At 64.6% G+C, this 12,237-nt stretch carries 13 protein-coding genes and 1 pseudogene; 9 read left to right on the top strand and 5 right to left on the bottom strand.

What is annotated here, in order from left to right; all coding sequences use genetic code 11:
• Nucleotides 1–82: 82 nt before the first annotated feature.
• From NKL06_RS16790 to NKL06_RS16800, 3 genes are all read right to left on the bottom strand, one after another.
• Nucleotides 83–1,450: an FAD/NAD(P)-binding protein gene (locus NKL06_RS16790; protein ID WP_023692935.1), complete on the bottom strand. Its 1,368-nt coding sequence runs from the start codon at nucleotides 1,448–1,450 to the stop codon at nucleotides 83–85.
• A 16-nt stretch (nucleotides 1,451–1,466) separates the two neighbouring features.
• The gene (locus NKL06_RS16795) at nucleotides 1,467–1,943 is read right to left on the bottom strand and encodes an RrF2 family transcriptional regulator (RefSeq protein WP_023692934.1); all 477 of its coding nucleotides are present in this window, start codon (nucleotides 1,941–1,943) and stop codon (nucleotides 1,467–1,469) included.
• Nucleotides 1,944–2,358: 415 nt separating this feature from the next.
• On the bottom strand, nucleotides 2,359–2,961 hold the full coding sequence (locus tag NKL06_RS16800) for a histidine phosphatase family protein (protein WP_023692933.1): 603 nt from the start codon (nucleotides 2,959–2,961) through the stop codon (nucleotides 2,359–2,361).
• 468 nt (nucleotides 2,962–3,429) lie between these two features.
• Between NKL06_RS16800 and tauA the strand changes: the two genes are divergently transcribed.
• From tauA to NKL06_RS16820, 4 genes are all read left to right on the top strand, one after another.
• Nucleotides 3,430–4,443: a taurine ABC transporter substrate-binding protein gene (tauA, locus tag NKL06_RS16805; RefSeq protein ID WP_023692932.1), complete on the top strand. Its 1,014-nt coding sequence runs from the start codon at nucleotides 3,430–3,432 to the stop codon at nucleotides 4,441–4,443.
• A 153-nt stretch (nucleotides 4,444–4,596) separates the two neighbouring features.
• Nucleotides 4,597–5,388: a taurine ABC transporter ATP-binding protein gene (locus NKL06_RS16810; RefSeq protein WP_023692931.1), complete on the top strand. Its 792-nt coding sequence runs from the start codon at nucleotides 4,597–4,599 to the stop codon at nucleotides 5,386–5,388.
• Nucleotides 5,385–6,245: an ABC transporter permease subunit gene (locus tag NKL06_RS16815; RefSeq protein WP_023692930.1), complete on the top strand. Its 861-nt coding sequence runs from the start codon at nucleotides 5,385–5,387 to the stop codon at nucleotides 6,243–6,245. Before NKL06_RS16810 ends, NKL06_RS16815 begins: the two co-directional genes overlap by 4 nt.
• 80 nt (nucleotides 6,246–6,325) lie before the next feature.
• Nucleotides 6,326–6,508 carry a hypothetical protein gene (locus tag NKL06_RS16820; RefSeq protein ID WP_023692929.1) on the top strand — a complete coding sequence of 61 codons (183 nt, stop codon included), beginning with the start codon at nucleotides 6,326–6,328 and terminating at the stop codon, nucleotides 6,506–6,508.
• A 136-nt stretch (nucleotides 6,509–6,644) separates the two neighbouring features.
• On the opposite strand, the gene NKL06_RS16825 is transcribed toward NKL06_RS16820, so the two are convergent.
• Nucleotides 6,645–6,932: a GIY-YIG nuclease family protein gene (locus tag NKL06_RS16825; protein WP_023692928.1), complete on the bottom strand. Its 288-nt coding sequence runs from the start codon at nucleotides 6,930–6,932 to the stop codon at nucleotides 6,645–6,647.
• A 282-nt stretch (nucleotides 6,933–7,214) separates the two neighbouring features.
• Between NKL06_RS16825 and NKL06_RS16830 the strand changes: the two genes are divergently transcribed.
• The 4 genes and pseudogenes from NKL06_RS16830 (at nucleotide 7,215) to NKL06_RS16845 (ending at nucleotide 10,990) form a co-directional block, all read left to right on the top strand.
• Nucleotides 7,215–8,168, top strand: coding sequence for a sulfonate ABC transporter substrate-binding protein (locus tag NKL06_RS16830; protein WP_023692927.1), 954 nt, complete (start codon nucleotides 7,215–7,217; stop codon nucleotides 8,166–8,168).
• 69 nt (nucleotides 8,169–8,237) lie between these two features.
• Complete coding sequence (ssuD, locus tag NKL06_RS16835) at nucleotides 8,238–9,407, top strand: FMNH2-dependent alkanesulfonate monooxygenase (RefSeq protein WP_023687583.1); 1,170 nt, start codon at nucleotides 8,238–8,240, stop codon at nucleotides 9,405–9,407.
• A gap of 92 nt (nucleotides 9,408–9,499) precedes the next feature.
• Nucleotides 9,500–10,179: pseudogene (locus tag NKL06_RS16840) on the top strand (ABC transporter permease subunit).
• Between the two features lie 7 nt (nucleotides 10,180–10,186).
• Nucleotides 10,187–10,990: an ATP-binding cassette domain-containing protein gene (locus NKL06_RS16845; protein WP_023687585.1), complete on the top strand. Its 804-nt coding sequence runs from the start codon at nucleotides 10,187–10,189 to the stop codon at nucleotides 10,988–10,990.
• A 320-nt stretch (nucleotides 10,991–11,310) separates the two neighbouring features.
• On the opposite strand, the gene NKL06_RS16850 is transcribed toward NKL06_RS16845, so the two are convergent.
• Nucleotides 11,311–11,496: a hypothetical protein gene (locus tag NKL06_RS16850; RefSeq protein WP_023672095.1), complete on the bottom strand. Its 186-nt coding sequence runs from the start codon at nucleotides 11,494–11,496 to the stop codon at nucleotides 11,311–11,313.
• Nucleotides 11,497–11,806: 310 nt separating this feature from the next.
• Between NKL06_RS16850 and NKL06_RS16855 the strand changes: the two genes are divergently transcribed.
• Nucleotides 11,807–12,166, top strand: coding sequence for a septal ring lytic transglycosylase RlpA family protein (locus NKL06_RS16855; RefSeq protein ID WP_023672096.1), 360 nt, complete (start codon nucleotides 11,807–11,809; stop codon nucleotides 12,164–12,166).
• Nucleotides 12,167–12,237: the final 71 nt, after the last annotated feature.

Consider the following 12,237-nt stretch of genomic DNA (forward strand, 5'->3'; position numbering starts at 1 on the left):
GGCTTTGGACTCAAGCCACCCTCCGTAGCGATCCTTCCCACTCCCCTCTGAGGGGCGTGCTATCCCGCCGACGTCAACAGCTTTACCCCAGCAGCTGCTTGCTCAGCCTAGCGCATTGCACGCGGATGTCGGGGATGGCGTCGATCTCGAAGAAGGTGCCGCGGGTCAGCGGCCCGACGGCGAGGATCTTGGCCGATGCGGTGCCGTCGCCGGCGATGATTTCGCACTTGGCCGTTACATCGAGGCCAAGCCGCAGCGGGTCGGGCCGCGCCAGGCCGCGGTCGACCAGCGAGCGCACGACGCTGTTCGACGTGGTCGAGATGTCGCGGGCGATGCCGGTGCAATCATAGATGCGCGCGACCTGCAGCGTTTCCAGCGCCTTTGTGTGGCGGGACTGGATGCCGACGGTGAATCCATCGCCGGCCTCGATGCCGACGACACGGCCGGCGACCGGGCGGATGCGGCCGGTGCGCACCGCTTCGGTGACGCGGGCATGCACCTCGGGCGCCAGCCGATGGCGATGGATGTCCCACCAAGCCTTGGTGTGCTCAACGAAGCGGCGCTTGGCAGAGGACGGCCAGTTCTGCCAGATCTTCTGATTGAAGGGTCGCAGCCCATCGACGACGTCGCGCCAGTCGATGCCGGCCTTCTGGTTTTCGCGGATCAGGTCGCGAAACCAGCCGACGAAATAGGAGAGCTGCGTGCCGAGCGGAATGTCGGCGACGTCGAGCTTGATCGGGTTGCCCTTGCGGTGCGGCGACGGCAGCAGGCCGCGCCGCGACACGGCGACGATCTCGCCGCGATGGCCGCGCTGCTCGAGCGACAGAAAGGCATCGACCATACTGAGCCCGGTGCCCAGCACCAGCACGCGGGCTTCAGGATCGAGCGCGGTGTCGGCCTCGGTGCCCATACGGATGGCGTGGCCCTGGCCGGCGCCGGGCTGCTCGTCATGGCCGGTGGCAAGCACCGCCAGATGCGCGACGACGCTGGTGCCGTTGGCCAGCACCACTTCGACACCGGACGATGTCGGCGAGATCGACAGGCTTTCCTCGCGAATCAGCCTGAGACGGCCGGTTTCCTTTTCGCGCGCTTCGAGCTCGTCGAGCACTTCCTTGAGGTAGCGGGCATAGACGCTGCGCGGCGCATAGAAGGGTGTCTGCGGCGTCTGTTCCTGGCTTATCAGGCCGCGCCCCTGCAACCAGCGCCAGAAATTCAGGGGATCGTCGGCATAGGCGCTCATCCCCGCGGCGCTGACATTCAGCACGTGCGCCGATAAGAGCGTCGAATAGGCGATGCCCTGGCCGAAATGCGGACGCTTTTCGATCAGCGTGACGCGAAGGTCCGGGTTGGGCGACTTCAGCAGATGCGCGGCAAGCACGACGCCGCTGGCGCCGCCGCCGACGATGATGATCGAGCTGGGGATGATCGAATTGGCGCGCGCGACGCTCATGCGAGCACGCTCAGGATCAGGCGGGGACCTTTTGCGCCGGCGCAAGCTCGTCGATGTCCCTCGCGACCGGAAGGTCGTCGAGGACGATGTCGCGCATCTCGGCCAGCGTGCGCTGGTCGAGCACCTCGGCGATCGCCTGCCGGACCTCGAGCATCAGATGTCGGACTTGGCATGTCGCCTCATTGCAGTCTTCACAGCGCTGATACTGGGTGCGGCTGGCGCAGGGGATGGGCGCCAGCGGTCCGTCGAGGACGCGCACGACATGGCCGACCTTGATCTCGTCGGCGGGGCGGGCCAGGCGATAGCCGCCATCCTTACCCTTGCGGCTCTGGACGAAACCGGCATTGCGCAATTCGCCCAGAATGGCATCGAGGAATTTCTTCGGAATGTTGTTGCCGCTGGCGATGTCGCCGACAAAGGCGAGCTGTCCCGTCGGCAGTTGCGCCAGATGGACCAGCGCCTTGAGGCCGTACTTGCCTTTTTTGGTGAGCATAGACCGAATGTTTCTCTGTCAGGCGATGGCCCAAAACCATCGGTTGCGAAACGCCTGACGTGCCTCCCCGCCGCGTGCAAGCTGCTTCGACACATAAATTCTACTGAAATGATATACAAGCCGAGAAACCTTGATTTTGCTTCGTTTTCACGCCGCAGGGGCCACTTTGGCAAGCTTTGTGCCGTTAAGGTCACAGCCAGCCGCGAGCGATTGCGGCGATGAGCGGCGGCTCCTGCTCCCAATGTCGATAAGATTACTATACTTACCCTCGAACACGCGAAACGTGTTTTCAAATCGACCGTCTTTTACAGCATGGATTTGCGCCATTTGGGGCTTTGCCGGGAATTTTGGGTCGCAGCCTGCGGATCGGCGAAACATGACTCCCGACAACTCGGGCGCCGCCCTGCGCCCGATATCAGGACGCCGCCTTGCCGCTCTGAGACCGGGCGGCCTTAGCGGCCACCGGCACGCCGCTTGACCGCAGCATCCAGCGGTGGCCGTCGCTGCGGAAGTCGGTGAGGCTCAACGGCTCGACATCGATGCTGCGGCAGGCCGCAAGCGGCGCGCCGAGCACATGGACGATCGCCGCTCGGATGACGCCGGCATGGGTCACCGCGATGGTGTGGCCGCTCGTCTGCATCATTCCGTCCATGAGGCGCGCGGCGCGGCGCGCGACATCGGCCAGCGACTCGCCGCCATGCGGCGCGGCCTCGGCATCGCCGAGCCAGGCGGCGATGCCATCCGGCTCAAGCGCCTGGACGTCCTCAAAGCTCCGGCCCGCCCAGCTGCCGAAGTCCTGCTCCGCCAGCAGCGGCTCGACCGACGGTTTGAGCGCCATGGCTTCGGCGGTCTGGCGGGCGCGCAGCGCCGGGCTCACCCAGACCCGGTCGGCGCGGCGCAGGCCCATCGTTTCGGCAAGCGCCAGGGATCGCGGCTCCAACGCCTCATCCAGGTGGAACGACCCCTTGCGCGTGGCAGGCGTGGCGCCACTGCAGATCATGGTCAGGCGTACAAGCATGAGAAAAGACTGCCTCTTTCCGAGCCGCTGAGGCCGGCGACTTCTTGGTTGCGCCGCCCCTACAAGGCGATCGCGTGTAGAGGATCACGGTTCGTGACGGTTTCGGCCGGCAAAATAGCTTGCCAACGATACGGGCCCAACGATACGGGCCCAACGATGCCGGCCAACGATGCCGGATTGAAAGCCGGTGTAAATCGGCACGCTCGCGCCACTGTGACCGGCATCTGCCGAAAGTCCAGGCCTTCTCCCGCAGCCAGGGGTTGGCAGGACCACCAACTCTTCAGCACCTTTCGGGCGCCGTTTGCGTTTGCGCATGGATCGACACGGGCCGGTCACCGCGCCCGCATCAGCCGGTGGTTTTTTTCTAACAAGTGCTTCTTGCTTGGAAGGATTTAACTCTACCAAAATGATAGAATTAGCTGACTATGAACAGGCATCCGCTTTTTCTCATTTTTCATGGAGCCTTTCATGTCCAGCATTTCGCGACGCATTGTCCTCCTGTCGTCGGCAGCTTTGGCGGGTGCGGCCTTCCTCGGCCCGGCCCAGGCGCAGGACCTCAACATCACCATCGGCTACCAGACGGTGGTCGAACCTTCCAAAGTAGCGCAGGCCGACGGCGCCTATGAAAAGGCGACCAAGGCCACGATCGACTGGCGCAAATTCGATTCCGGCGCCGATGTCATCGCCGCCGTCGCATCCGGTTCGGTCGATATCGGCTATGTCGGCTCGAGTCCGCTGGCCGCGGCCGCCAGCCGCGAACTGCCGATACAGACCATCTTTGTCGTCGGCCTGATCGGCCAGTCCGAAGCGCTGGTCGCCCGCAACGGATCCGGCATCGAGAAGATCGCCGACCTCGCCGGCAAGAAGGTGGCGGTGCCGTTCGTGTCGACCACGCATTACAGCCTGCTTGCGGCGCTGAAGCACGACAACGTCGACCCGAAGTCGGTCGAAATCCTTAATCTCAGGCCACCGGAAATAGCCGCCGCCTTCGCCCGCGGCGACATAGACGCGGCCTATGTCTGGGATCCGGCGCTCGGCCAGATCAAGACGACAGGCAAGGTGGTGCTGGATTCCTCGCAGGTTGCCGCCTGGGGCGCGCCGACCTTCGACGCCTGGATCGTGCGCACCGACTTCGCCGAAAAGAACCCGGACGCCGTGCGCGATTTCGTCAAGGTGACCGGCGAATCCTATGCCCAGTTCCTGGCCAAGCCCGAGGCATGGTCGGTTTCGTCGCCGGAAGCGGCCAAGATCGCCAAGATCACCGGCGCCAAACTGGAAGAGGTGCCGCAGCTCCTCAAGGGTTACGTCTTCCCGACATTGGAGGAGCAGGCTTCCGACAAATTCCTCGGCGGCGGCACGGTCAAGGCGATCGAGGCAGCTTCGGCCTTCCTCAAGGAGCAGGGCAAGATCGACGCCGTGCTGCCCGACTATTCGAAATACGTGTCGTCGAAATACGTGACCGAGGCTCTGGCCTCGAACTGACAGCTGAGTTTTAGGGCGTCCTTTTCGTGCCCCAGCGGCACGCGGCGCTTTAGTGACACGCGCGGTTCTTCTTCCCTGACGCCGCGTGCTGCCTGTCCCGGATCCGCTTAACGAGGGCCGGGGCAGGCTGATTTTCTTCCGGAGCCCCTTTTCATGCCGCATCTCGTACTCGACCCGCATCTCGTACTCGACAAGGTCTCGGTTCACTATGACGGCCAGGCAACGCCGGCGGTCGACCGAGTTTCCATCGATGTCGCCAAGGGTGATTTCGTCGTGCTGGTCGGCCGCTCCGGCTGCGGCAAGACCTCGCTGCTCAATGTCGCCGCCGGCCTGGTCGAGCCCGCGCGCGGTGTCGCCACGATCGGCGGCCGGCCGATCACCGGGCCGGGCTCCGACCGGGCGGTCGTGTTCCAGAACGATGCGCTGTTTCCCTGGCTGACGGCGCGGGAAAACGTCGCCTTTGCGCTCAGGCTGCGCGGCGTGCCGCAAGCGGAGCGGGCGCGCCGCGCCGACGAATTGCTGGTACTGGTCAAGCTCGACGGCGTCGGCGACAAGCGCATATGGGAATTGTCCGGCGGCATGCGCCAGCGCGTCGGCCTCGCCCGTGCACTCGCCGCCGAACCGGAATTCCTGCTGCTCGACGAACCGCTCGGCGCGCTCGATGCGCTGACGCGCGAGCGCATGCAGACGACGCTGCTCGACCTGTGGACCGCAAGCCGGGTTGGCGTGCTGATGGTCACGCACGGCATCGAGGAGGCGCTGGTGCTGGCCACAAGCATCGTCGTGCTGGCGCCGGGACCTGGCCATGTGGTGCGGACATTCAAGACCGGTTTCAGCCGGCGCTATGCCGCAGGCGAGCCGATCCGCGCCATCAAGGCCGATCCGGCCTTTGCCGCGGCGCGCGGCGAACTGACCGACGCGATCTTCGAAGGAGAGGTGGCATGAGCGTCACCTCCTACAGCGAGCGGCCGGCCGCCGCGACCGGCGAGGCCGATGCCCTTTCGGTGCCGTGGTCGCGGCCGGTGCGGAAGCGGCGCAGGGTTTCCTCGCGGGCGATCAGCGCCGTCACCATCCTGGTCGTGCTGGCGGCATGGGCGCTGTCTGCGCGCCTGCAACTGGTGTCGCCGGTGTTCTTGCCGTCGCCCGCCGCCGTGTGGACCAAGTTCATCGTGGTGATCAAGGACGGCTTCGTCGACGCGACTTTGCTCCAGCATATCGTCGCCAGCCTCGGCCGCGTGTTCGCGGCGCTGCTCGCGGCCATCGTCATCGGCGTTCCGGTTGGGCTGGCTATCGGCATTTCGACGGTCGGGCGCGGCATCTTCGATCCCTTGCTCGAATTTTTGCGGCCGATCCCGCCGCTCGCCTATCTGCCGCTGGTCATCATCTGGTTCGGTATCGGCGAACCGTCAAAGATCCTGGTGATCGCCATTGCCATGCTGGCGCCGGTGGCGCTGTCGACGGCCTCGGGCGTGCGCGGTGTCTCAAAGGAGCGCATCGATGCGGCCCGTTCGCTTGGTGCGACGCAGCGCCAAGTGGTGCGCCATGTCATCCTGCCCAGCGCGCTGCCGTCGATCCTCACCGGCCTGCGCATCGCGCTCGGCGCCGGCTGGTCGACGCTGGTTGCAGCCGAGCTGGTGGCGGCAACGCGCGGCCTCGGCTTCATGATCCAGTCGGCCGCCCAGTTCCTGGTCACCGATGTCGTGGTGATGGGAATAGTGGTGATCGCGACAATAGCCTTCGTGCTGGAATTCATCATCCGCCGGATCGAGCGTCAGCTGGTTCCGTGGGCGGGAAAGGAATGACAACAAGTTTCTGCCGGTTTGACCGGCTGCTTCCCTTCGCAGCACGGCGACCGCCGATCCGGAACAGAAGGAGTGATGTCATGACCCAGTCCACCGCGGTGCTGTTCGCCCATCTCGGCAACTGGCTGCTCGCCTGGCGGGAGAACTCGTCGTGGCAGCCGCAGCCGAAATCGCCGGCCCCGGTGCAACTCGACGCCGAACGCGACCGCCTGCCGCCACGCGACGAGGGATTTTACTGGGCCTGGCAGTATTGGTCGCAGTGAGGTGATGGTGATTAGCGCCAGCCTTCGCGATTTCGTCATCCTAGGGCGAAGCAAGGAGCGAAGCGACGCGGCGCAGACCCTAGGATCCATGCCGAGACGCTGATGCTACGCTCCAGGGGAGCAACAAACCGGGCGCCTACCACCCGGTTCCGCGAAACAGCTCAAACCACTCCGGATTGGCCTTCTCTATCAGTTCGATCTTCCACTGTCTCGGCCATCGCTTCAGCGACTTCTCGCGTTGAATGGCATCGGTGATGTCGAAGAATTCCTCATACCAGACCAGCCGTTGAACACCGTAGCGGCTGGTGAAGCCTGCGCCCAAGCCGGATTTGTGTTCAGGCATGCGGCGGGCGAGATCGTTGGTGACGCCGATGTAGATCGTGCCGCGTTTTTGGCTTGCAGTCATGTAGACGTAGCCGGTCATGGTTTCAGGGTATCGAGCCTCGGTTCGCGCACAAGCGACATTCTGATCCGTTCCACTCTACGGCAAACGTCACGGCATGGATCCTAGGGTCTGCGCCGCGTCGCTTCGCTCCTTGCTTCGCCCTAGGATGACGAGCGCTGGGTTCTGAAGAAATATTTCCACGTCAAGCAGCCAACTCGCAAAATCGTTTCTCTACTAAATTTATAGACCTACCTAGCCTTGTCTCTCATCCACGGCAGGGAGCCCTTCCCGGCGCCGGTTCGCAGCGAAGGAAGAGGGATCATGTTCAGCCTGACCAGACGCGTTTTCGGCCTTGGCCTTTTGGCGGCGGGCATTGCTGCCTCGCTCAGTGCCTCGGCGCAGGAGTTGAAGCAGCTCAACATCGGCTATCAGAAGACCGGCCTGCCGGTCATCGCCCGGCAGCAGCAGGTGATCGAGAAGGCGCTGAGCGACAAGGGTGTCGCGGTGAAATGGGTCGAATTCACCGCCGGCCCGCCGCTGGTCGAGGCGCTCAATGTCGGCGCCATCGATGTCGGCTGGACCGGCGACGCACCGCCAATCTTCGGCCAGTCGGCCGGCGCCAACATCGTCTATGCGGCGGCACTGCCGGCCAATGGCGACGGCGAAGCGATCTTCGTCAAGCCGGCATCGCCGATCCAGTCGCTCGCCGACCTCAAGGGAAAGCGCATCGGCATCGGCAAAGGCACCAGCGCGCACAATCTGCTGGTCGCGGCACTCGAAAAAGCAAACATCCCCTTCGACCAGATCACCCCGGTCTATCTCAGCCCGGCCGATGCTGCGGCGGCTTTCGCCAGCGACCAGATCGATGCCTGGGCGGTCTGGGATCCGTTCTACGCCATCGCCGAGACACGCTACCAGCCGCGCGTGCTGGCGCGCTCCAGCGAGGTGCTGAAGGTGAACACCTATTTCCTCGCCAACAAGGATTTCGCCAAGGCGCATCCGGAGACGATCGCCACGACGATATCGGCGCTCGGCGTGGCGGCGAAATGGGCGGACGCGAACCGCGACAAGGTTGCCGCGGCGCTGCATGAGGTGACCGGCGTGCCGCTCGATGCACAGACGATCGCGGCCAACCGCACCAAATTCGGCATCTTCCCGATCACCGACGAGATCATCGCCGGCCAGCAGGCGACAGCCGATCGCTTCTACAAGCTCAAGCTGATCCCGAACGCGGTGCGCATCTCCGACGCCGTGTGGACCGCACCGGGCAATTGAACTTTCTTGTGTGGCGCCGGGCGGAAAACGCCCGGCGCCTTTGCCGTTTCAAGCTTCAGGGATTTCGCCATGACCGCTTCATCAAGCCCGCAAGCCGGCCCGCTCGATTTCTTCTGGTTCATCCCGACGCATGGCGACGGCTCCTATCTCGGCTCCGAACAGCAGCAGCGGCCGCCGGAGTTCGCTTACTTCAAGGAGATCGCACAGGCCGTCGACCGGCTCGGCTTTCCCGGCGTGCTTTTGCCGACCGGGCAGAATTGCGAGGATTCCTGGATCACCGCCTCCGGCCTTGCAGCGCTGACGGAAAAGCTCAAATTCCTGGTGGCGCTACGGCCCGGCGTGACGTTGCCCACCTTCGCGGCGCGCCAGACGGCGGCGCTCGACCGGCTGAGCAATGGCCGCCTGCTGCTCAATGTCGTGGTCGGCGGCAACCCGACCGAGCTTGCCGGCGATGGCGTGTTCCTGCCGCATGATGAGCGCTATGCGCAGGCGCAAGAGTTCCTGACCATCTGGCGCGCGCTGGTGTCGGGCGAGAGCGTCAACTTCAACGGCAAATATTACCGCGTCGACAATGGCCGCCTTGACCTTCTGCCGCAACAGGAGCGGCCGCCGCTCTATTTCGGCGGCTCGTCCGATGCCGGCCAGGAGCTCGCCGCCGATCTCGTCGATATGTACCTGACCTGGGGCGAGCCGCCGGCGCAGGTGGCGGAAAAACTCAGCGCGGCGCGCAAAAAGGCTGAACGGCGCGGCCGCAAACTGCGTTTCGGCATCAGGCTTCATTTCATCGTGCGCGAGACCGAGGAAGAGGCCTGGCGCGCCGCCGACCGGCTGATCAGCCACGTCACCGATGCCCAGATCGAAAATGCCCAGGCCCGCTTCACCAAGGAGATGGACTCTGTGGGACAACGGCGCATGGCCGAACTGCATGGCGGCCGCCGCGACAGGCTGGTGGTTTCGCCCAATCTGTGGGCCGGCGTCGGCCTGGTGCGCGGCGGCGCCGGCACCGCGCTGGTCGGCTCGCCGGAGCAGATCGTCGAGCGCATCCGCGAATATCAGGCGATCGGCATCGACACCATCATCGGCTCTGGCTACCCGCATCTCGAGGAAGCCTACCGCGTCGCCGAGCTTCTGTTCCCGCGTCTCGGCCTGGGCACCAGGCGGGCACGGGCGCATGAGAACATCGCCAATGAATTCGCCGTCGGCTTCCACGGCGCCAACCGCCTTCAGGCGTCGTCATGAGCCTGGCTCAACGGGCCAAACAGAACGGCATCGGCTGGCTGCTGCCGGCGTTGGTCATAATTGGCTGGGAAGCCGCCAGCCGCGCCGGCGTGATGCCGGCCAATGTGCTGCCGGCGCCGAGCGCGGTGGCCGAGGCCTTCTGGCGGCTGACGCTATCGGGCGAGCTGATACAGAACATCGGCGTCAGCACGCTGCGCGCGCTGGCCGGCTTTGCCATCGGCGGCTCGATCGGCTTTGCACTCGGCCTTGCCAACGGGCTGTCGGCGCTCAGCCGCGGCCTGACCGACACGACGCTGCAGATGATCCGCAACATCCCGCATCTGGCGCTGATCCCGCTGGTCATCCTGTGGTTCGGCATCGACGAGGAAGCAAAACTGTTCCTGGTGGCGCTCGGCGTGTTCTTCCCGATCTACGTCAACACGCTGCTCGGCATCCAGAGCGTCGACCCGCAGCTGGTCGAGATGGGCAGGGTCTACGGCATGGACCGCCGCGCGTTGTTTTTCAGGTGATCCTGCCCGGCGCGCTGCCGGCGATCTTCGTCGGCCTGCGCTATGCGCTGGGCATCATGTGGCTGACGCTGATCGTTGCCGAAACCATCTCGGCCAGTTCCGGCCTCGGCTACATGGCCATGCAGGCACGCGAATTCCTGCTGATCGATGTGGTCGTGCTGTCGATCCTGATCTATGCGCTGCTCGGCAAGCTTGCCGACAGCTTCGCCCGCCTGCTCGAGCGGCTGTCGCTCGGCTGGCATCCCGCCTTCCAGAACGCCTGAGGGTTCGATGCCAACCGCCAGCCTGACCGCCATCCGTTCCTTCGTCGCCGCGCCGGAACCGTCACGGCCGGAGGAGGCCGTCGAAAGGCAGCGCGCCTTTGCCTTCAAGGGCGTGGAAAAGCGCTTTGGCGACAAGGTCGTGCTCGACGGCATCGATCTCGATGTGCCCGTCGGACAGTTTGTGGCCGTCATCGGCAAGAGCGGCTGCGGCAAGAGTACGCTGTTGCGGCTGCTGGCCGGGCTCGATCGGCCAACCGCTGGATCCCTTACATTCGGGCCGGAGGCGAAGGCCGGCGCCGGCGAAGAGAGCCGCTTCATGTTCCAGGAGCCGCGGCTGTTGCCCTGGGCCAGCGTGGTGAAAAACGTCGAGGTCGGGCTGACCGGGCTTGCCACCGGTGCGGAAGCCAGGCGGCGCGCGCTCGCCATCCTGGGTGAAGTCGGCCTCGCCGACCGCGCCGACGAATGGCCCTCGGTGCTGTCGGGCGGCCAGAAGCAGCGCGTGGCGCTGGCGCGTGCACTGATCGGACAGCCAAAGATTCTGGCGCTCGACGAGCCGCTCGGCGCACTCGATGCGCTGACCCGCATCGAAATGCAGCAGCTTCTGGGACGCATCTGGCTGGAGCAAAAATTCACCGCCGTGCTGGTCACGCATGACGTCGCCGAGGCGGTTGCGCTCGCCGACCGGGTGGTGGTGATCGACGAGGGCCGCATCGCGCTCGATCTCGACGTGTCGGTGGCGCGGCCGCGCCGGCGCGGTTCGGTCGAGCTTGCCAGGCTGGAGGGCAGGATTCTGGATCAGCTGTTCGGGTAGTGCTGTCGCGGGCAGGGCATTCTATCCGAACCGGATAGATAGGTAACAGAATGGACCGGCAATATGGGGTGGCTGTTTTCTTGCTCGCCGGGTTGGCCCTGTTTGCGACTGCGGGTTTGACCAGCGCCTTCCCCCACTCCGTCACCGCTTCGCGGCGCCACCTCTCCCCCCTCCGGAGGGAGAGGAAGGGAGCCAGGCCGCATAAGTTCGCGCCCCTGCAAGGCTCGCGCCTTTCCTCTCCCCCGTCGATCGGGGGAGAGGTGTCGAGCGAAGCTCGACGGAGTGGGGGTCGATCTGTGGCGGTCGACTTTCGTCGCAACTCACCCCGGCGAACGGCTCGCCCATACCAGCCCGGCGAAACCGACCAGCATGGTCACGATGCCGATATAGAGCCATTGCGACTGGCCGGTCATAAAGCTGCCGCCGACCACGCCAATGCCTTGCAGCGACCACAGCGCGCCGATGGCCAGTACGATCAGAGCCAGCAGATATTTGAGCAGTCTCATCGTTGGAATCCCTTTTCAAAGTCGATGGTCAACTGCGCCATGACCGTGATGACAGAGCGAAAGGACGGCGCCCAATCGCGCTCTCTTCTACTTGTAATATAACGTCCTGCCTTGCTCACGGAATCTGTGAAACAGCTCGCAATATCGCCGGCGATACGGCCGCGCCACACGAAAGATGCCTGACAAACTGTTTCCCAGCGACTCCAAACGTGTGCCGGTGCCACGGAACTGCCCGATGCTTGCCGCATTTCCCGCCTTATTCGGCACTTAACGGCTGGGGTCTGTCGAAAACGGAGCCAATCCCCCCAACATGAAGAAAACAAACCAGACCGCGCTTGTCGCGGTAACGATCGCGGCTGGCCTAATGGTCGGTGCATCCGCCTCCTCCGCCGCTGGCCAGTGCGGCCGCGCCTCCTGGTACGCACTGCATTCCAGGACCGCCAATGGCGAACGCATGAACCCGTCGGCGCTGACCGCCGCGCACCGCAGCCTGCCTTTCGGCACCAAGTTGAAAGTGACCAACCAGAATAATGGCCGCAGCGTCATCGTGCGCATCAACGACCGCGGCCCGTTCATCAAAGGGCGCGTGCTCGATCTGTCCAAGGGCGCCGCCGGCCAACTCGGCTTCATCGGCTCCGGCCATACCTCGGTGTGCATGGCGCGCGTCTAGATCTGTCCAAGTCCGGCCCGATCGGGCCGGACACATCCTGCCCCGTCGTCCAACAGCCTTGCATTTTGCAG

It is taken from the genome of Mesorhizobium sp. C268A, from assembly GCF_040324475.1.
GTDB lineage: Bacteria > Pseudomonadota > Alphaproteobacteria > Rhizobiales > Rhizobiaceae > Mesorhizobium.

Coding starts and splice junctions, on each gene's coding strand:
- NKL06_RS16790 (WP_023692935.1), bottom strand. CDS start 1,450: ATGAGCGTCGCGCGCGCCAATTCGATCATCCCCAGCTCGATCATCATC.
- NKL06_RS16795 (WP_023692934.1), bottom strand. CDS start 1,943: ATGCTCACCAAAAAAGGCAAGTACGGCCTCAAGGCGCTGGTCCATCTG.
- NKL06_RS16800 (WP_023692933.1), bottom strand. CDS start 2,961: ATGCTTGTACGCCTGACCATGATCTGCAGTGGCGCCACGCCTGCCACG.
- tauA (WP_023692932.1), top strand. CDS start 3,430: ATGTCCAGCATTTCGCGACGCATTGTCCTCCTGTCGTCGGCAGCTTTG.
- NKL06_RS16810 (WP_023692931.1), top strand. CDS start 4,597: ATGCCGCATCTCGTACTCGACCCGCATCTCGTACTCGACAAGGTCTCG.
- NKL06_RS16815 (WP_023692930.1), top strand. CDS start 5,385: ATGAGCGTCACCTCCTACAGCGAGCGGCCGGCCGCCGCGACCGGCGAG.
- NKL06_RS16820 (WP_023692929.1), top strand. CDS start 6,326: ATGACCCAGTCCACCGCGGTGCTGTTCGCCCATCTCGGCAACTGGCTG.
- NKL06_RS16825 (WP_023692928.1), bottom strand. CDS start 6,932: ATGACCGGCTACGTCTACATGACTGCAAGCCAAAAACGCGGCACGATC.
- NKL06_RS16830 (WP_023692927.1), top strand. CDS start 7,215: ATGTTCAGCCTGACCAGACGCGTTTTCGGCCTTGGCCTTTTGGCGGCG.
- ssuD (WP_023687583.1), top strand. CDS start 8,238: ATGACCGCTTCATCAAGCCCGCAAGCCGGCCCGCTCGATTTCTTCTGG.
- NKL06_RS16845 (WP_023687585.1), top strand. CDS start 10,187: ATGCCAACCGCCAGCCTGACCGCCATCCGTTCCTTCGTCGCCGCGCCG.
- NKL06_RS16850 (WP_023672095.1), bottom strand. CDS start 11,496: ATGAGACTGCTCAAATATCTGCTGGCTCTGATCGTACTGGCCATCGGC.
- NKL06_RS16855 (WP_023672096.1), top strand. CDS start 11,807: ATGAAGAAAACAAACCAGACCGCGCTTGTCGCGGTAACGATCGCGGCT.